17 protein-coding genes are annotated in these 17,677 nt (G+C 62.4%); 9 read left to right on the top strand and 8 right to left on the bottom strand.

Annotated elements, in window-relative coordinates; translation table 11 throughout:
• Positions 1-5 precede the first annotated feature (5 nt).
• From H559_RS0110635 to H559_RS0110605, 7 genes are all read right to left on the bottom strand, one after another.
• Complete coding sequence (locus H559_RS0110635; RefSeq protein ID WP_028452696.1) at positions 6-398, bottom strand: DUF6841 family protein; 393 nt, start codon at positions 396-398, stop codon at positions 6-8.
• Positions 395-3,196 (bottom strand): ATP-binding protein, encoded by a 2,802-nt coding sequence (locus tag H559_RS0110630; protein WP_028452695.1) that lies wholly within the window; start codon positions 3,194-3,196, stop codon positions 395-397. Before H559_RS0110630 ends, H559_RS0110635 begins: the two co-directional genes overlap by 4 nt.
• A gap of 148 nt (positions 3,197-3,344) precedes the next feature.
• Positions 3,345-4,007 carry a hypothetical protein gene (locus H559_RS0110625; protein WP_028452694.1) on the bottom strand — a complete coding sequence of 221 codons (663 nt, stop codon included), beginning with the start codon at positions 4,005-4,007 and terminating at the stop codon, positions 3,345-3,347.
• A gap of 7 nt (positions 4,008-4,014) precedes the next feature.
• Positions 4,015-4,671 (bottom strand): hypothetical protein, encoded by a 657-nt coding sequence (locus H559_RS0110620; protein ID WP_028452693.1) that lies wholly within the window; start codon positions 4,669-4,671, stop codon positions 4,015-4,017.
• Positions 4,658-5,947: a hypothetical protein gene (locus H559_RS19910; RefSeq protein ID WP_034640776.1), complete on the bottom strand. Its 1,290-nt coding sequence runs from the start codon at positions 5,945-5,947 to the stop codon at positions 4,658-4,660. The genes H559_RS0110620 and H559_RS19910 overlap by 14 nt, the downstream gene beginning before the upstream one ends.
• Before the next feature lie 132 nt (positions 5,948-6,079).
• Positions 6,080-6,841 (bottom strand): M48 family metalloprotease, encoded by a 762-nt coding sequence (locus H559_RS0110610; protein WP_028452692.1) that lies wholly within the window; start codon positions 6,839-6,841, stop codon positions 6,080-6,082.
• 176 nt (positions 6,842-7,017) lie between these two features.
• Positions 7,018-7,302 (bottom strand): hypothetical protein, encoded by a 285-nt coding sequence (locus H559_RS0110605; protein ID WP_028452691.1) that lies wholly within the window; start codon positions 7,300-7,302, stop codon positions 7,018-7,020.
• Between the two features lie 115 nt (positions 7,303-7,417).
• Between H559_RS0110605 and H559_RS0110600 the strand changes: the two genes are divergently transcribed.
• The 3 genes from H559_RS0110600 to H559_RS0110590 are packed head-to-tail and all read left to right on the top strand — an operon-like array spanning position 7,418 to position 11,150.
• Positions 7,418-8,824 (top strand): MBOAT family O-acyltransferase, encoded by a 1,407-nt coding sequence (locus tag H559_RS0110600; protein WP_028452690.1) that lies wholly within the window; start codon positions 7,418-7,420, stop codon positions 8,822-8,824.
• 9 nt (positions 8,825-8,833) lie between these two features.
• Positions 8,834-9,925, top strand: coding sequence for an SGNH/GDSL hydrolase family protein (locus H559_RS21725; protein ID WP_051279285.1), 1,092 nt, complete (start codon positions 8,834-8,836; stop codon positions 9,923-9,925).
• 1 nt (position 9,926) lies between these two features.
• Positions 9,927-11,150, top strand: a complete 1,224-nt coding sequence (locus H559_RS0110590) for an SGNH/GDSL hydrolase family protein (protein ID WP_028452689.1) — start codon at positions 9,927-9,929, stop codon at positions 11,148-11,150.
• 45 nt (positions 11,151-11,195) lie between these two features.
• On the opposite strand, the gene H559_RS0110585 is transcribed toward H559_RS0110590, so the two are convergent.
• Positions 11,196-12,116, bottom strand: a complete 921-nt coding sequence (locus H559_RS0110585) for a TraB/GumN family protein (protein ID WP_028452688.1) — start codon at positions 12,114-12,116, stop codon at positions 11,196-11,198.
• A 123-nt stretch (positions 12,117-12,239) separates the two neighbouring features.
• Here H559_RS0110585 and H559_RS0110580 point away from each other — a divergent pair, with 123 nt between their 5' ends.
• The 6 genes from H559_RS0110580 to cysT all read left to right on the top strand — a co-directional run bounded on the left by H559_RS0110580 (position 12,240) and on the right by cysT (position 17,676).
• Positions 12,240-12,866, top strand: a complete 627-nt coding sequence (locus tag H559_RS0110580; protein WP_028452687.1) for a hypothetical protein — start codon at positions 12,240-12,242, stop codon at positions 12,864-12,866.
• A 115-nt stretch (positions 12,867-12,981) separates the two neighbouring features.
• On the top strand, positions 12,982-13,986 hold the full coding sequence (locus H559_RS0110575) for a sulfate ABC transporter substrate-binding protein (RefSeq protein ID WP_028452686.1): 1,005 nt from the start codon (positions 12,982-12,984) through the stop codon (positions 13,984-13,986).
• Between the two features lie 27 nt (positions 13,987-14,013).
• Positions 14,014-14,886, top strand: a complete 873-nt coding sequence (locus tag H559_RS19900) for an EAL domain-containing protein (protein WP_051279283.1) — start codon at positions 14,014-14,016, stop codon at positions 14,884-14,886.
• Complete coding sequence (locus tag H559_RS19895; RefSeq protein ID WP_051279282.1) at positions 14,883-15,479, top strand: RBBP9/YdeN family alpha/beta hydrolase; 597 nt, start codon at positions 14,883-14,885, stop codon at positions 15,477-15,479. The genes H559_RS19900 and H559_RS19895 overlap by 4 nt, the downstream gene beginning before the upstream one ends.
• A gap of 108 nt (positions 15,480-15,587) precedes the next feature.
• Positions 15,588-16,589: a sulfate ABC transporter substrate-binding protein gene (locus tag H559_RS0110560; protein WP_028452684.1), complete on the top strand. Its 1,002-nt coding sequence runs from the start codon at positions 15,588-15,590 to the stop codon at positions 16,587-16,589.
• A gap of 226 nt (positions 16,590-16,815) precedes the next feature.
• On the top strand, positions 16,816-17,676 hold the full coding sequence (gene cysT, locus H559_RS0110555; protein WP_028452683.1) for a sulfate ABC transporter permease subunit CysT: 861 nt from the start codon (positions 16,816-16,818) through the stop codon (positions 17,674-17,676).
• The last annotated feature ends 1 nt before the right edge of the window (position 17,677 follow it).

The raw sequence follows: 17,677 nt of genomic DNA, 5'->3' as shown, positions 1-17,677 counted from the left end.
ACTGCTCACAGGGGAGATTCCTCGTAAGCAACGCACAGCAAGACGCGCCAATCACCGGCAGTATTGAGCAGCTGGTAGGCGGTATTGAATGTCCACGGCGGCAAATCGCCGCTGCGCACGATGCGCCAGTGGATGTCCAGCAGCGCATTGCCTGCACCAAACACGCGGCAATCCCGGATTGCGGCCTGCGCATGCTGATAGCCGTTCTCGCGGTACTGCGTGCACAGTGCGCGCATATTCGCCGCCACCGCCGCGCGATCCGGCCAGTGCTCGACGCGTCCGCCCTGCACGATCTGGCAGGGCTCGGCGCACAGGTCGGCAACGGCATCGCCGTCGAGCGCGTTGAAGGCGGCGGTGTACTCTTCCAGCCAGTCGGCCAGATCCTGCGGAACCGTCACGCTGCCACGCGCCGGCGTGTCTGCATGATCACCGGAGCCCAGGTTTCGCCCGGCTGTTTCTTGCGCGTGGTCAGCGTCAGCTCGGAAGGCCCGTAGACATTGGTGTTGTGCGTCAGCGGCGTGGTGATCAGGTATTGCGCCTCGGTGGCTTTCAGGAAGCCGCCCACACGGTCGATGTTGAAGATGTCGAGGTGGGCAAAGGGCTCGTCGATGAACACGAAACCGGACGGATTGCTCTCGTCCATCATCAGGCCAATCAGCAGGATCAGCGACTTCATCACCTGCTGGCCGCCGGACGCTTCGCCGTCGTTCAGGCCCATCATGCCCTTCTGGTCGAAGTTGAAGCGCACGGTGAGGCCAGCCTGTGCCAGCGTCAGGTCGTCGTTGTCCAGATGTGGCAATTCGGTTTCGACGTGGATGCCGGACAATTCGCCCAGTTTGGCGAGATTCTTGCCGTAGGCGCGCACGGTGGCGCGCAGCTTGTTGATGTAGGCGCCGCGCGCTTCGTCGGTCAGCTGCCCGGTGCGCTCGGCATCCTGCCGGTGCTGCAGCGCGTCGCGTTCCAGCAGCGCGTAGTCGTTGGCCAGCTTGTCACGGCGGGCGAGGATGGCGGGATCGGTTTCCCAGTCACCGCCGTCCAGCCGCTGCCTTTCCTGCTCGATCAGGTAGCGCACGGCCTGCACGCTGTTGAACTTGTCCTTCAGCTCGCGCAGCGCACCGGCACTCGCCAGCGACTCGGGCAATTCCTTCTTGGCGGCGCGCAAATTGCGCATCAGCCGGCTCTGTTCGTCGCGCTGGCGCGTGAGTTGTTCGAGCTGCTGCGCCACTACTTTCGCCAGCCGTTCGCGCTGGTCGGCAAGCCGGCTGTGCTGCACGCGCTCTTCCTCGCGCTGGCCGCGCGCAGCTTCCCATGCGGCCTGAGCGGCGGCAAAAGCGGCGCCCGAGCTTTGCGCACGCGCTTCGTCTTCAGGCCAGCGCGCAGCGGCAGCAGCAAATTCTTCCTGGCGCGCGGCCAGCTGCACGACCGCCTGCATACCCATCAGCTGCTTTTGCAGATTGCTGATGTCGCCGGTGATGCCCTGCAGGCGGGTTTCTTCATCGAGAATTTGCTCGTTCAGCTCTTTCAGGCGGCGGCTGGTCGCGCTCAGGCGCGACAGGCGGGCGGCTTCGCCAAACGCATGGTCGCCGGGGCGCACGCTGATGTCGCGTGCACCGCGCCGCTCCTTGTGGAAACCCTCGCGGGTGATCCAGTCGCCATCGACATGCGCGCCGGCCTCGACCGAGCGCACGCGCTGCGTGCGGTTGAGCAAGCTGGTCAGCCACGCCGGCACCGGGCCGCGGAAATCGATGATTTCCAGCACCGAGCCGGGATTGGCCTTCGGCGCAACTTCCACATCGGGAACGATGAAATGACGGTAGCGCAGCTGCTGGCCGATTTCCCACGCGCGGCGCTTGTCCGATTCGCGCCCCAGCAGCACGATATGGCGATACGGCGCCAGCAGCGCCTCGACGGCTTCCTGCCAGCTCGAATCGCGTACTTCAACCAGCTCGGTCAGCACATGATGCGGGATGGCAGCTTCGTCGAGCGCGGCGCGCAGATTGCGCACAAAATCGGGCGACGGCGCACGGCCCTGCTGCAGCGCGAACTGCGCCTCGGACAATTGCTCGCGCTCGGTTTTCATGTCGCGCAGCGCCTGCCTGAGCTGGCTCTCCTGCTCCTTCAGCGCTGCGAGCTGGTCAGCCAGAGCGACCGCGTCGCTACCGTGTTCACTGGCTGCGAGCGTACGCAGGCGCTCGGCTTCCTTCAGCAGTTTTTCGGTGTCGCGCGCCACGTCGCGCGCGGCCTGAAACGCAGTAAAGGCCGCGTCATACTCGGCTTTCGCGGCCTGTTCGCCACCCTGTGCACTGGAGAGCAGCGCATCGAGCGCATGGAACTGCCCATCGAGCGCATCCAGCTCGTTCTGGCGCTCGCGCAAGGACCGGCGCGCGCCGCGGAACTGGTTGATATAGCCGCGCAGGCTGTCCCATTGCTCGACATAGCGCAGCGCCGGAATCACATCCTGCTCCAGCCGGATCACGTCGGCGTGCAGGCTTTGCCATTCGACAAAGCTGTTGGCGCGCAGGCGCAGGCGTTCGACTTCCAGCCCCAGCGTGGTGAGCTGCTGCTCCATCTTGCCGAGCTCGCCCTCGGCTTCTTTCAGGCGCAGCTTGGCTTCCTGGTAGTAATCCAGCACCTGCTTGTCGCCGAACACCTGAAACACCAGATCGAGCAAGGCTTTCGGCGAGTATTCGCACAGCTTGTCGGTATCTCCCTGCTCCAGCGCCAGCACTTCGGCAATCGCCGGCGTGAGCCCGGCGGCTTCCAGGCGGCGGCGGTATTCGTTCACGCCCAGCCAGGAGAGCTGGTTTTCCACGCCGTCGACCAGTTGCACGTCGCCCTCGGCAATCGCGTACTGGCGTACCCAGTCGCCGCCCTGCTTCTTGATGCGGCAGAACAGCGTGACCACGTCGCTGGTAGCCGGAAAAAACAGATAGGGAAACAGCCCGCCACCGGCGCGCTGCGGGTTGTTCACCACGCCGCGCAGCCAGGCGTATTGCGCGCGGTTGTTGCGCACATAGCGCTTGTAGTCGCGCCGCCCCGAGCACTTCAGCGCCAGCAAGGTGCGCAAGGCATCAAGCAGCGTGGTCTTGCCGGAGCCGTTCGGGCCGACGATGGTGACGATCTGGGAATCGAGCGGCACCTTGATGGCCTGCCAGAAATCCCAGTGGATCATTTCAAGTTCGCGAATCTGGAACATGCTTTTGTCTACTTCGCCACGGATGGCTCAATTCGTTTCAATACCGGGAAGCAACACACAACACAGGGTATAGCCTTGCAACCATTCAAATAAAATGGCTACAACCACATACCCGCACAGCTCGAACTCTCATCCGGTCTCACGGCGCTCAGTCGGTCTCGGCAGCATCCAGTGCCAGCTGCGTGCCGGACAACTGCAGCACGTCGGCCAGCGCGCCGTTGATGATGCGCGGGGCGAGCTTAGCGTAATCGATCATCAGATCGAGCAGCGGCCCTTCAAGAATCATCTTGTTGCGGCGAACGACGAAGCCCAGCTTGGCGAGCTGGCCGAGGTTCATGGCAAAGCGCGCCTTGCCGCCGAGCTTCTTGCCGAAATCGGCATAGATCGCGTCTTCCGGCACGCCACTGCTGACCTCTTCACCGTGCGTGATCGGCTTGTCCGCGCCGAACATGTCCGACTGGGTATCGCCAATCTGGACCGCACGGGCAATCTGGCGCTCGCGCTTGGGCAGGATGATCAGCGCCCAGACGACGACCAGCAGCGCAATCGCATCGCGCGGCAGGCCCATATTGTTCGACAGCCAATTCTCGCCCTCGCCGAACACCCAGTCTTCCATTTCGGGCTTCAGGCCGATGGCGATGTACTGCGCGTAGGGGTTCTCCAGCAGCTGCATGCCGCAATCGTCCAGCCGCCGCTCAAGCCCCTCGCGGAAGGTTTCGTCGACCAGCGCGCGGCGCGCCAGCGGGTCGGTGCGCGGGATGAAGCGTTGTGCCAGCAGGCGTGCCAGCAGGATGTTCAGTGCCTGATCCATCGTTCTCTCAGTTGCCGCGGCCAAGCAGCTGGCCAGCGGTATTCGGTTTGCCCAGCGCGGCCTTCAGCAACTCTTCGCCGAGTTCCGGCGTGCAGTCGGCCGGCGCCAGCTCGATCACGTCCTCTTGCAGCCGATCCAGATTGCGCACGATCAGCCTGATCAGTCCTTTCTGCGGCAGGGCTTCAAAATGCAGGCGGGTCAGCAGTTGCGGTTCAATAAGCAGCGAAGCGCGGACAAAACGGCCTTCCTCGTTTTTCTGGATGCGCTCGTCAAACTGCAGCCCCAGCGCCCAGAGCTTGTCCTTCATGTAACTGGTTTCGCCCTGGCTGCCATAGCTCGCAGTCAGCGGCGATGGCGCCAGCCACCTGATGACAAGGTCTACAGAATCGGCGAATTCCCGGCCTTCGGTCTTTTTCAGCCGCATGTCGACAGCACTGCGTTCCTTGCGCAAGCCCTGCCATTCACCCACACCCCAGAAGCGCCATACATGCGGGCTTTCCAGCGGAATCAGTTTCAGCTGTTCATTCAGCTCGTAAAACGTCTTGAACACCGCGCGCAATGCACCATCAATCGCGGTGCAATTGGCGTGCAACTGCGCCAGGGTCAGTTCGGCGTCACGCTGCGCCGCCTCGGCCTGCTGTTTCAGCTCGTCAAGCAATCCCATGGTCGTCTCCTGTGTTGGCAGGCATCAGCGGTCGCAGCCGGCCGCGGGTCATCGCGGCGACAGCGGGGTGATCAAGGATTTCGACGCTGGCATCGAGTTCCAGCGCAAAGGGCAGTCGCACGATGTCGGCGATCACCGAGTTTTCCAGCGCCACTTCGGCATCGCCCAGCAGCGACAAGAGCGAGAGGCGGTAAACGGTTTCTTCGTAGGTATCTGCCAGCACGGCCTCGGAAATATTGACCTCTGCAGCAATACCCTGCAGCTCGGAATAAAAGGCATCGGCAGCAAGCAATTGCTCGACCTCCACTTCACCGGCTTCCTGCGCGGCCTGCGAGGCCGGCAGCGCCATGATTTCACTGCTGTCGCGCTCGCGTTCGAGCAACTCGAATTCGGTAATGTCGAGCAGGATGTCCGACACCACGCAGCTGGGCTCGGGGTGGAAGGTCAGCAGGTCGCGGCCGAGATTCGCCAGCGTGTCCTGGCTCTGGCTGCGCAGCCAGTCGGCGATATTGCTGGACGTCAGCCCCGATTCGCCCAGGTGCACGCGTTGCGCGGCGAGTTCGTTCAAGCGGCGGTGGAACACGCTGGTGAGCCGCAGCATGCGCGCCTGCGCCAGCGCGATGGCCTGCGCGACCTGATGCTCGGCGTAGCCGGTGTGTTCGTCTTCGAGCACGCTGCGGATGATCTCGGTGCCCTTTTCGACCCAGCGCCAGACACTGTCGAGCTGCTTGCGCGCAGCCTTGATCTGGAACTCGGATTGCGATTCGAGCGCGGCCTCGAAATCGGCGTGCAATTCGTTGAGGCGCGCCAGCAGGTGCTGCAGCGCGTCGGGCGCCACATCGCCGACGGCCTGGCCGGCCGCCACCTGCGCGGTGAGGTAGCCGAGCTCGGCGTCTTCCTCGGCAAACTGGGTGAGGCTGGAAATGGCGGCCAGCACAACGCGGCCGGTGGTCGACAGGCTGTAGAGCTGATCGTCGCTGTCCCACACCAGGAGGCCGTCCTTGCTGAAACGCTTGAGCACAGTTTCGAGCTTGGTGGCGTTCAGGTAGGCGAAATGGTTGAGCAGCTCCTGGCTGGACCAGCGCGGCGCAGCGGCGCGCAAGCCGATTTCGCGCAGCACCAGAATGCGCAGCAGCACCTCGTCCTCGCCACCACGGAACAGCGTGATGAAGGCCGACAGCAGGCCGCGCGCGCCCAGCAGGGAGCTGAGTGCGGGAATGTCGGCGGGCGCGAGGCCGGGCGCGAGCAGATCGGCAAGGTCGTGGGTGTCGGACATGGCAAGGAGTACGTCAGCAGGAGCGCGATTCTACCCTGTCACCTGCAGCACGCCTACGGGTGCAGACCGGTGGCCGCAGAAATGCCAACGGCCGGAATCATCCGGCCGTTGCGGTCTGGCGGGTACGCCGGCTTACTTGCCCGATGCGATGCGCGTGTCGATATTCTTCGCGCGGTCAGCGGAGGCCGGGTGCGAGCTCATGATGCTGTGTTCGCCGCCGCTAAGCTTTTCCAGCTTGCGGAATGCGCTGGCCAGCGCCTCACGGTTCAGCTTCTTCTCGGTCAGCAGGTCAAAGGAGAAGTTGTCGGCATCCAGTTCCTGCGATTGCGAGAACTGCGCGTTGATCAGGTTTTCGGTAATGGCGCCGAGATCGGACTTGCTCAGTTCGCTCACCGATTTGTTACCGAAGTTGCCGGCTGCGCTGCGGGCGGCAGCGGTCGCATAGGCGATCTGCATGGCTTTCTTGGTGTGGCCCAGTGCCACATGGCCCATTTCGTGGCCGACCACGCCGATCACTTCATCATCGGTCATCATGTCCATCAGGCCGCTGTAGATGCGGATGCAGCCATTGGCCATCGCCCAGGCGTTGACTTCCGGTGTTTCATACACCTTGTAGGTTACCGGCTGGCCCTTGATGTCATTACCCATTTTCTTGGTAATCGCGGCCAGACGCTTGCCGTATTTGCTCTTGTCGCTGGCGATGCGGTTTTCAGCGTCACTCTGCTTGCAGGCTTCGTCCGTCAGTGCCTTCACGTCGGCATCGCTCAGCGTGGCGGCCTTGGCAGCCTGCTGTACGGTATCGGCCGAATTGACCAGCTTGCCCAGATCCAGCGCATTGGCGGTTCCGAAAACCAGGGCCAGCGCGGCCAGCAGGCATTTGCTCGTTGTTTGCATGACGGTAAATCTCCGGTGAATGATTTTGCAGACGCCGGAAAATAGCACAAATGCAATCAGAAAGTAAGTAATGGAAATATTGTAGTCAGCATCAAGTGACTACCCTCACACGCCGACCGGAGATCGCCAGGCGGATTCCAGCCGGAGGACCGTGAAAACAGCGGACAGACGCTCATTCAGCCCTTGTCGCACTGCCGGGACTGTGCCGCCATTTCATCGAGCATGCGCTGCCCTTCAGCCCGGTTTTTCAGCGGAATCAGCACCTCGTGGCCACTGCCGAGATTGCCGCCGCCAAAGCTGATTTTCAGTTCCCGATCAGCGAGTTCGACGAACTGGACGACCGTCAGGTTGAGCATGCGAGAGGGCTTGCCTTCCGCTGGCGGTAGCGGATACAGACAGAATGTTGCCGCCTGCAGCGGCGCGATGACGGGCAGCAACAGGGGCAAGAATCGCAGCAGCATGATTTTTCCTGCACGAGTAGGCGTAATCCCTGCAGAATAGCGCCTTCCAGCAGTGTTGCCACACTTTGCAGCCATCGCAAGGTAGAATCGCACTCAATTGCACCGATAGCTGATCATGAGTTACCTCTCCCCCGAATTCGCCCTGGTTTTCATTGCCTTCCTGCTGCTCTACTGGGGACTGCAGCGCTGGGTGCAGCCACAGAAAATACTGCTGCTCGCCGCCAGCTATCTGTTCTATGGCCTGCTGGACTGGCGCTTCGCACTGATCCTGTTCCTGTATTCCGGCGTGGTGATGCTGTGCGCGCGCAAGATGTCCACTGATGAAGCACGCCGCAAACACTGGGCGCTGCTTGGCATTGTGGCTTCGGTCATCAATCTCGGCGTCTTCAAGTACTACGACTTCTTCCGCGACCAGATGCAGACACTGATGGATGGCGCGCATCTAGGCTGGGTATTGCCCCCGCTCGACATCCTGATGCCGGTCGGCATTTCCTTCTACACCTTCCAGGCCATTGCCTACCTGGTCGGCATTGCACGTGGCAAGGATCAACCAGCCGGCGCTCTCGATACCCTGCTGTATCTGTCCTTCTTCCCTTCGCTGCTGGCCGGCCCGATCTGCCGGCCGGAAGGCCTGCTGCGCCAGCTGCAAAGCAGCGAAAAACGCCAGATCATCGAGGCAGATGTGGCCTTCGTGCTGCTCTTGTCGGCGCTCACCAAGAAAATCTGGCTGTCGAGCTGGCTGGCCGATGCCTGGGTCAACCCGCTGTTCGCCAATCCGGATGCCTATCACGGCCTGGAAGTACTGCTGGGCATGTACGCCTATGCGATGCAGATCTATTTCGATTTCAGCGGCTACACCGAGCTGGTGATCGCGATGGCCCTGCTGCTGGGGTACCAGCTGCCGAAGAACTTCGATCAGCCCTACCTTGCCGTATCGCTGCGGGATTTCTGGCGTCGCTGGCACATCACGCTGTCGACCTGGATTCGCGATTTCGTCTATATCCCGCTGGGCGGCAGCCGCAGCGGCTGGGGACGTACCCAGCTCAACCTCTTTGCCGCCATGGTCATCAGCGGCCTGTGGCACGGTGCCAGCATCAAGTATCTGGTCTGGGGCGCGCTGCACGGCGGCGGGATGGTCGTGCAGAACGCCTGGGATGCGCTGATGAGCCGCAGCAAGCGCCCCTGGGTCATGCCCGACTGGCTGGCGATGCTGCTCACCTTCCACTTTGTCTGCGTGGCCTGGGTCTATTTCCGAGCCGACAGCGCCAGCGATGCCACGCACTATCTCGCCAGCCTCGCCAATCTCGGGCCGAAGCTCCAGCTCAACGTGATCGGCGGCTTCGCCTTCGTGGCAGCCTGCTTCGTATTCTGGCGCTACAGCAACCGCCTGCGCGAACTGCTGCTGACCGGTTTGCGCCGCCTGCCGTGGTACATCAAGCCGCTGCCGCTGGCGAGCATCGTGCAATGCATCATCATGCTGGCGCCCAGTGGCGTGCCGGCCTTCATCTATTACCAGTACTGACCCGCCCCCATGCTGTCTGCTAGCCCATCATTCGCGCGCCCTCCCTTCAATGTCATCCTGACACTGACGGGAACCATCCTGCTGATCGTCTGGCTGCGCCACACGGCACTGGATACCTACTGGCAGCAGACCCGGCACCGTGAAAGCGGGCTGGCGCCCTTCTCGCAAAGCCCGCTGGGGCAGATGGGCACCGAGCTGAACTCCGGCATGCAGGAACCCTTCCTGACGCTGAACGAGAAGCTGGGGACGATCAGTTCCCGCATGGTGGCCGCCGGAAATATCCTGCTGCACGGCGAGGAAAGCCCGCAGCCACCCACACTGCCGTCGCTGGCCATGAGCCAGGCACTGCCGCGCGTTTCCAATGTCGGCCGCGCAATGCTTGCCAGCAATATGGTGCAGTACGCGCACGGCCAGCCCGTCTCGCCGACGCTGTTCAACGGCCGCCACACGCAGGATGGCAAGATCATCCTCACACCGCAGGACAAGGTGCTGTTCATCGGCGATTCGATGATGCAGGGCGTCGCTCCGCACGCCATCCGCACGCTGCAGCGCGATTACGGCATTGCCAGCATCGACGCCAGCAGGCAGAGCACCGGCCTCACCTACCCCAGCTATTTCGACTGGCCCAAGACCGTGAAAACCCTGGTGCCGCAGCATGGCATCACCACGCTGGTGGTGTTTCTGGGTGCCAACGATACCTGGGACATGATTCTGGACGGCAAATACGAGCGCTTTGGCACCCCGCTGTGGCAAAGCCAGTATGAAGCGCGCATCCGCGACATCCTGCAGTTCGCGCAGGCCAACAAGGTCGAGGTCGTCTGGCTGGGTGCGCCGCCGATGGGCAAGGACAAGATCAACTCCGGCGTGCCGACGCTGAACCAGCTGTTCGAAAAGGGCAGCCGCGAAAACCAGGCGCGCTTCGTCCCGACGCAGAACATCGTCGGCAACGGCACAAGCGCCTACGAAAAATACCGCATCGAAGGTGAACGCAAGGTCGCCATGCGCACCGATGACGGCGTGCACTTCACGCGCGCAGGCCAGCTCAAGCTGGCGGAAACCATCCTGCAGCAATTCCAGCTGCCGGCACTGCCGGGGCGCTGAGATGAAGCGACTAGCCCTGCTGCTGGCCGGAGCGGCCCTTCCCCTGCTGGCCGTGGCTGCGCCGGATATCGAAGACTATGGCGACCTGAACGCACAGCGCGTCTGGCGCCAGCTTGCCGCGCTGGAGAACGGCAGCGGCAGCGATACCGTCCGCATCCTGCAGCTCGGCGATTCGCACACCGCCGGCGAATACTTCACCCACGCCATCCGCGCCCGCCTGCAGGCCCGCTTCGGCGACGCCGGTTACGGCTGGCTGACGCCGGGCTATGTGAACAACCAGCGCTCGGCGCTGGTGCTGCAGCGCATGAAGGGTGAGTGGCAAACACAGATCAGCCGCAGCACCTACAGCCCGGGCGATTTTCCGGTCGGCGGCATCACCAACCGCGCGGCCGCCGGCGCCGAAGTCGAAATCGCCCCGAAAACACCGCTGGCGGAAGGCCTGTGGCGGCTTTCCGTCTGGACACGCAGCGCACCGGCCGCCGGCGGCTGGGTCGTCACGCTGCCCAATGGCGAAACCCGCGACCTGCCGGCGCGCAGCAAGGCCGGCTGGGATGAATACAATGTGATGTTCAGCCCCTGGGCAGCCAACCCGATCCGCATCAGTGCGGATTCCGGTGGAGAGCTGGGCGGCATCGTGCTTGATCGCCTCAGCCCCGGCGTGTCCTACGACAGCCTCGGCATCGTCGGCGCACAGGTGCGCGTGCTGCAGAACTGGAACGCCACGCTGCTGAAGGAACAGCTGCAATGGCGCAAGCCGGATCTGATCGTGCTGGCCTACGGCACCAACGAGGCCTTCGACCCCAAGTTTGTCGATGTCACCTACCGGGCCGAGCTGCGCGCTGCCGTGCGCATGCTCAAGCGCGGCGCGCCGGAAGCGGCCATCCTGCTCGTCGGCGCCCCCAGCTCGGCGAAAAAGAGCGGCCCCAGCGTCAATGCCGGCTGCGCGCAGTATGGCCTCGCGCCCAATCTGCTCGCGGTGCAGCGCATCCAGCGCGAAATCGCCAACCAGGAACACCTGCTCTACTGGGACTGGGCCGCCGCGATGGGTGGCAATTGCGCAATCCAGAACTGGGCCAGCCAGAACCCGCCCATGGCGCGCCCCGATCTGGTCCACCTCTCACCGGAAGGCTATGAAGTCAGCGGCATTGCGCTGTATGACGCAATGATGCGGCTCTACGGCCAGAAGAAAATCCTGGCCGGCGGCAATACCGGCAAGCGTATGTAGCTGGAGCCAAATTCAACCAAGGGCCTCACCCTTATACCCGGCAGGTCAGTACACCGGCGTCAGCGTATATCCCGCCTTGCGCAGCAGGGCCACGACGCCAGTATCACGGGGCAGATGCATATAGCCCACCGCGACAAAAACGTTGCCGTTAGCCAGCTCGGGCAGAAGCACCGGTAACCACGCGCGATTACGCTCATCCAGTAGAGCCCGGTCCAGCCGCTGCAGCAGTTGTGCCAGATCCGCCGGTACGCTGCAGGCTGCCAGTTCGTGCTGCGCCCCAAGGCTGCGCTGATAATACGCGTCAGTCATCTCGTCCACACAGCGATCCAGCTGGCCGGAATGCGCCAGATAATGCGCAGACAAGCGTGCGGCCTCTTCCTCACTGAGCACATCAAACACTGCGAGCATTCCCGCCATCGTTTCCAGCCCGCGATAGGGCTGTCCTTGCGTGATCGCCCGCGTGGCTATCAGCGCGTCAAGCACCGGACCGCGCCGCGGGTGATAGAGATACAGCAGCGCAAATGTCTGCCGGGCATCAAGCGTGGCCTGCACCTCCGGGCTAACCTGGCGCATGCGCAGCGCGGCATTCAGCGCCGCAGCATCACTGGCCAGCACCGTGCGGGCCCGGTCTTGCCGCGGGTACAGAAAGGCCTGCATGGCGGCCTCTTCTTCGGCAGAAAACATCGCATGCTCGGTCAGCAGCAGGCGCGCGCTGCCCAGTTGCGGCTCGATGCGCCGCAGCAGCAGGCTGGCGCGGCCATCCGGCACATGCTGGGTGCCAAACAGCCAGGAATCCGCCACACCCGCCTTGCTGATGCGCCACAGCACCGGCTGTGCCACCTCCGCCACCGGCCGTTCGGGCTGCAGCAGGAAAAGCAGCTCCTTGCGCCAGCTCCAGCCGGCAAGCAGAGCCAGCAGGATGACGATGATTGCGCTCAGCCAGCGCAGGCGGGAACGGATTGGCATTGTCGGCTCGGGTCGGTCATCATGCATCTGGAAACCATGCGCGCAAGAAAGCACGCGGGCCATCGTACATTGACATGTATACACCCACAAGCCATGTATTTATTTGGCTACAGGCCAATACCCATGGATGAGCAGTTTTTTCTCAGTCTCTATCTCCCCGCCTGGCTGCTCGCCTGCGCACTGGCCATCCTCGTGGCCATCGGGCAGCGCCAGCGTCTGCGCCAGGATTACGCCGGCTACCCTGCGTTCCTGCTGCAGCGCTGGAAATGGGTCACGGCGCTGATCGCCACCACCGGCATGACGGTAATTGCCCCCTATACCGGCGATCCGACCTGGGATTACGTCGATGCCCTGTTCATGGCTGCGCTCACGTACACGACGGCACCGTGGTCGGTGGGTGTGCTGTGGCGTGGCCTGCGACGGCAAGCGTCACTGGCGCACATCTACCTTGCACTGGTGGCCTGGCTGTTTTCCGCCGCCTGGAGCTACGACGGCTACATCCTGCTGCGCGATGGCGATTACCCGCTGACCTGGCAATCCAACCTCTATCTGTCATCCATCCTGTATGTTTCCGCCGGCCTCTTGTGGAACCTGGCCTGGGATGCGGAGCGCGGCGTGCATTTCGCCTTCCAGCAGGCAGGCTGGCCACGCGACGGAGCCTCTGCCGCGCAGTTCGGACGGATTGTCTGGCTGGCGCTCCCCTTCATGCTGCTGGCCGGCATCCTGATTGGCGTCTTTCTGCTGCCCTGAATATTCCCACTGTCAACTAAGATCAAACAAGAATATAAAAATCTCTATAAAGTATTAATTGATCTATATTGCGCACTGGCATGATGGCTCCCATATCTGACACGGAGACAACACCATGCGCATCAAACCCCTGCTTTCCGCCCTGAGCCTCGCCCTGATTGCCGGCAGCAGCTTCGCCGCCAGCGTCGAAATCCTCAACGTTTCCTACGACCCCACCCGCGAGCTTTACCAGGACTACAACAAGGCCTTCGCCGCCTACTGGAAAAAAACCACCGGTGACGATGTCACCATCAAGCAGTCGCACGGCGGCTCGGGCAAACAGGCCCGCTCGGTGATCGACGGGCTGGAAGCCGACGTGGTAACACTGGCGCTGGCCTATGACATCGACGAGCTGGCCGACAAATCCCAGTTGCTCAAGCCCGACTGGCAGAAACGCCTGCCGGACAATGCCTCGCCCTACACCTCGACCATCCTGTTTCTGGTGAAAAAAGGCAACCCGAAGAACATCAAGGACTGGAATGATCTGATCCGCCCTGACGTGAAGGTCATCACGCCGAACCCGAAGACTTCCGGTGGCGCGCGCTGGAACTACCTGGCGGCTTGGGGCTATGCACTCAAGCAGCCGGGCGGCAACGAACAGAAAGCGCGTGAATTCGTGCAGAAGATTTTCCAGAACGTGCCGGTGCTCGATACCGGTGCACGCGGCTCGACCGTCACCTTCACCCAGCGCGGCATCGGTGACGTGCTGATCGCATGGGAAAACGAGGCCGAGCTGGTCTTCCGCGAACTGGGTCGCGACAAGTTCGAAGTCGTTGCTCCGTCTTACACCATCAAGGCTGAACCGCCGGTAGCCGTTGTCGACAAGAACGTCGACAAGAAGGGAACGCGCAAGGTGGCGGAAGCCTACCTGAAGTACCTGTACTCCAAGGAAGGCCAGGAAATCATCGCACAGAACTACTATCGCCCGCTGGACAAGGAAGTCGCGGCGAAATACGCCAGCCAGTTCCCGAAAGTGCAGCTGTTCGATATCGATGACGTGTTCGGCGGCTGGCAGAAAGTCCAGAAAACGCATTTCAGCGATGGCGGCGTTTTCGACCAGATCTACAAGCCGGCGAAGTAAACCGGCCTGCTGACAGGAGGACATCCCATGACTGCCCGCTCGTTTCCCGATGTACTGCAGCACTGGATTGCCAGCCATGGCGACCCGCTCAACGGCGGCTGGTCGCGGGTCGAGTGGGTGAAAAGCGAAGCCCGGACGCTCATCGCCCGCACGCTGGGCCTGACGCTGGGCAGCGTCTTCCAGCCGCTGTATGACCGCGACGGCCAGCTGGCCGGCCACGAAGCACTGCTGCGCAGCAGTGCCCGCGGCCGCGCCGTTGCACCGCCGCGGGCCTTTTCCATCGCCACCCTGCAGGGCGAGCTGGTGAATTTCGACCGTCTGTGCCGCACGCTGCATCTGGTGAACTACCTGCATGCGGCGACTGAGCGTGCCCCGCTATTCCTGAACGTGCATCCGGCACACCTGCTGGAAATCAGCGAGCGCCACGGCAGCTTCTTCCGTCACATCCGCGAACTGCTGGGTGCGCAGACGCTGCCAATCACGCTGGAAGTCACCGAAGAAAACATCAGTGCTGCGCAGACCGGCATTCTGCGCAATGCAATCCACAACTATCGCCAGCAGGGCTTCAAAATTGCCGTTGACGACTTTGGTGCCGGGTCGGCCAATATTGACCGCATCTGGCATCTGGAGCCCGACTATGTGAAGCTCGACCGCCACTTCATCGTCCGCGCGGAAACCGATTCGCGCGCGCGCCGGGCGTTGCCGAAAGTGATCGAACTCATGCACGAACTCGGCAGCACGGTCGTCGTGGAAGGCATTGAAAATGCCACCCAGTACCAGCTGGCCCATGATGCCGGAGCGGATATCCTGCAGGGCTTCTGGCTGGGCCGGCCGGAGGCGACACCCCGCCAGGCCGGCTCGCTCCAGCGTGCACGCCGTCTGGATGAGGTGGCGGCATGAGCGCAATCCGGCACTGGCTCGATGAGGGTAACAGCATCCTGCTCGTTCCCGGCTGGCGCAATTCCGGGCCGCAGCACTGGCAAAGCCGCTGGCAGCTGCGTCACCCGGGCCTCTTGCGCGTCGAGCAGGACAACTGGGAAACCCCTGACATCAATGACTGGGGTATGCGGCTGAACGAGACGATTTACAAGGCCCCTGGCCGCATACTGCTTGTGGCTCACAGCCTTGGCTGCCTGACTGTTGCCCATTGGTCCGAGCGATACCGTTTCACGCGAGCGCGCATCCATGCCGCACTGCTGGTGGCACCAGCCGACAGCGAACGCAGCAATGTGCCCTGGCGCGGCAGCGGTTTTGCACCGCGCAGCAGCGAGCACCTGCCGTTTCCCAGCCTGCTTGTCGCCAGCGACAACGATTACGCATGCACACCGCACGCAGCGCGCCGCATGGCCAGCGACTGGGGCAGCACGCTGCTGACACTGGCCAACGCCGGCCATATCAATGCCGATTCCGGCCTGGGTGACTGGGACTACGGTTTGACGCTGGCGGATTACCTGTTGGGTAGCGCCACCGCTTCAGCTGCTGCAGCTATATAAACATAATTTCTAATTTCTTCACGAGATAATCCGCTGGCGCTACAGTGTGCCATCCGGCTGGCGCGGCCATGATCCCGCCACTGCCTCAACCCTCCAGGAGTAACAGGAATGAACGTATCCCGCCTGCTTGCCGCGCTGACGCTCGGCCTTGCCCTGCACGCCCAGGCCGACACCACGCTGCTCAATGTGTCCTACGACGTGATGCGCGACTTCTACAAGGACTACAACCCGGTCTTCAAGAAGTACTACGACGCCAAGTTCAAGGACAGCATCACCATCCAGCAATCGCATGGCGGCTCCAGCAAGCAGGCGCTGTCAGTCATCAGCGGCCTTGAAGCCGACGTGGTAACGATGAATCAGGAAACCGACATCAACGCGATTGCCGACAAGGCCAAACTGCTGCCGGCCGACTGGGCCAATCGCCTTCCCGACCGTTCTGCACCGTTCTCCTCGCTGCAGGTGCTGATCGTGCGCAAGGGCAACCCGAAAGGAATCCGCGACTGGAATGATCTGGTCAAGCCGGGCGTGCAGGTCATCATTCCGAACCCGAAAACCGCCGGTAACGGCCGCTACACCTATCTGGCGGCCTGGGGCTACGCGCTGAAGCAGCCGGGTGGCAACGAACAGAAGGCGCAGGAATTCGTGAGCGGCATGTTCCGCAATGTGCCGGTACTCGACGCCGGCGGCCGCGCAGCGACCACCACCTTCATGCAGCGCAAGATCGGCGACGTGCTGGTAACGTTTGAAAACGAAGCCGAAATGATCGCGCGCGAGTTCGGCCGTGGCGAATTCGAAGTAGTGTACCCGAGCATCTCGATCGATGCCGACCTGCCGGTCGCGGTCGTCGACAAGGTGGTCGACAAGAAGGGCTCCCGCAAGGCCGCAGAAGAATACCTGAAGTACCTGTGGAGCCCGGAAGGCCAGGAAGTCGCCGCGCAGAATTACCTGCGCCCGCGTGACAAGACGGTCGCCGCCAAGTATGCCAAGCAATTCCCGGCCGTGAAGCTCTTCGGCGTCGAGGAACTGGGCGGCTGGCAAGCCATCCAGAAGCGCCATTTCAACGATGGCGGCGTGTATGACCAGATCGCGGCGGCGATTGCGAAGAAATAATCGCAGGCTCTGATTGGTAAGACGAATCGGCTTGTCTCAATGTCACTTTCCCTCTCGCAGGGGAAGGGAAGGGGGGTAATGCCTCGGAAGCCATGTAAATGGCCAACTGCAGGGCATTACCCTTCCCGCCATCCCCCCTCTGCAAGGTGCAGGTGCTTGAGCGCCTGCACCTGTTCGCGTCGAGTTGCCAATCAAATCCATCCTTTGTCTGAAGTACGGAATCCTTATGGCGTTCAAACAGAATAGTGTCCTGCCGGGCTTCGGCCTGTCACTGGGCTACAGCATTTTCTATCTGTCGCTGATCGTGCTGCTGCCACTGGCGGCACTGATCACCAAAACCTTCGACCTCGACTGGGCGCATTTCTGGTCTGCGGTGTCCGAGCCGCGCGTCGTGGCAACCTACAAGGTGACCTTCGGTGCCTCTTTCCTCGCGGCACTCATCAATCTGGTCACCGGCCTCCTGATTGCCTGGGTGCTGGTGCGCTACTCCTTTCCTGGCAAGCGCCTGATCGATGCGCTGGTCGATCTGCCGTTTGCCTTGCCGACCGCGGTCGCCGGTATTGCGCTGGCCACCCTGTATGCTCCCAACGGCTGGATCGGCCAATGGTTTGCGGCAGGAACTCCCATTGGTAATCTGTTCGGGCCGGAAGGTCTGCCGCTGGCGTTCCAGCCCATCGGCATCGTGATCGCGCTGACCTTTGTCACCCTGCCCTTCGTCGTGCGCACAGTACAGCCGGTACTGGCCGACATCGAGCAGGAACTGGAAGAAGCCGCGTCGAGCCTCGGCGCCAGCCGCTGGCAGATTTTCCGTCTCGTCATCCTGCCGACACTGTTGCCAGCCCTGCTCACCGGTTTTTCGCTAGCCTTTGCCCGCGCCATTGGCGAATACGGCTCGGTCATTTTCATTGCCGGCAATATGCCGTTCAAATCCGAAATCACGCCGCTGATGATCATCAGCAAGCTGGAGCAATACGACTACGCCGGCGCGACCGCCATTGCCGTCGTGATGCTGCTGGTGTCCTTCGTGCTACTGCTGGCAATCAACGGCCTGCAGTGGTGGTCGGCCCGCCGCCTGGGGAGAAACTGAA

The organism is Chitinilyticum aquatile DSM 21506 (assembly GCF_000430805.1).
In the GTDB taxonomy this organism is placed as follows: Bacteria; Pseudomonadota; Gammaproteobacteria; order Burkholderiales; family Chitinibacteraceae; genus Chitinilyticum; species Chitinilyticum aquatile.
The sequence above is the reverse complement of the archived record's forward strand: the minus strand, read 5'-3'. Positions and strand labels throughout refer to the sequence as shown.

Excerpts from the sequence above, each read along its gene's own strand:
- H559_RS0110630 (WP_028452695.1), bottom strand. The coding sequence starts at position 3,196 with ATGTTCCAGATTCGCGAACTTGAAATGATCCACTGGGATTTCTGGCAG.
- H559_RS0110625 (WP_028452694.1), bottom strand. The coding sequence starts at position 4,007 with ATGGATCAGGCACTGAACATCCTGCTGGCACGCCTGCTGGCACAACGC.
- H559_RS0110620 (WP_028452693.1), bottom strand. The coding sequence starts at position 4,671 with ATGGGATTGCTTGACGAGCTGAAACAGCAGGCCGAGGCGGCGCAGCGT.
- H559_RS19910 (WP_034640776.1), bottom strand. The coding sequence starts at position 5,947 with ATGTCCGACACCCACGACCTTGCCGATCTGCTCGCGCCCGGCCTCGCG.
- H559_RS0110610 (WP_028452692.1), bottom strand. The coding sequence starts at position 6,841 with ATGCAAACAACGAGCAAATGCCTGCTGGCCGCGCTGGCCCTGGTTTTC.
- H559_RS0110605 (WP_028452691.1), bottom strand. The coding sequence starts at position 7,302 with ATGCTGCTGCGATTCTTGCCCCTGTTGCTGCCCGTCATCGCGCCGCTG.
- H559_RS0110600 (WP_028452690.1), top strand. The coding sequence starts at position 7,418 with ATGAGTTACCTCTCCCCCGAATTCGCCCTGGTTTTCATTGCCTTCCTG.
- H559_RS21725 (WP_051279285.1), top strand. The coding sequence starts at position 8,834 with ATGCTGTCTGCTAGCCCATCATTCGCGCGCCCTCCCTTCAATGTCATC.
- H559_RS0110590 (WP_028452689.1), top strand. The coding sequence starts at position 9,927 with ATGAAGCGACTAGCCCTGCTGCTGGCCGGAGCGGCCCTTCCCCTGCTG.
- H559_RS0110585 (WP_028452688.1), bottom strand. The coding sequence starts at position 12,116 with ATGCCAATCCGTTCCCGCCTGCGCTGGCTGAGCGCAATCATCGTCATC.
- H559_RS0110580 (WP_028452687.1), top strand. The coding sequence starts at position 12,240 with ATGGATGAGCAGTTTTTTCTCAGTCTCTATCTCCCCGCCTGGCTGCTC.
- H559_RS0110575 (WP_028452686.1), top strand. The coding sequence starts at position 12,982 with ATGCGCATCAAACCCCTGCTTTCCGCCCTGAGCCTCGCCCTGATTGCC.
- H559_RS19900 (WP_051279283.1), top strand. The coding sequence starts at position 14,014 with ATGACTGCCCGCTCGTTTCCCGATGTACTGCAGCACTGGATTGCCAGC.
- H559_RS19895 (WP_051279282.1), top strand. The coding sequence starts at position 14,883 with ATGAGCGCAATCCGGCACTGGCTCGATGAGGGTAACAGCATCCTGCTC.
- H559_RS0110560 (WP_028452684.1), top strand. The coding sequence starts at position 15,588 with ATGAACGTATCCCGCCTGCTTGCCGCGCTGACGCTCGGCCTTGCCCTG.
- cysT (WP_028452683.1), top strand. The coding sequence starts at position 16,816 with ATGGCGTTCAAACAGAATAGTGTCCTGCCGGGCTTCGGCCTGTCACTG.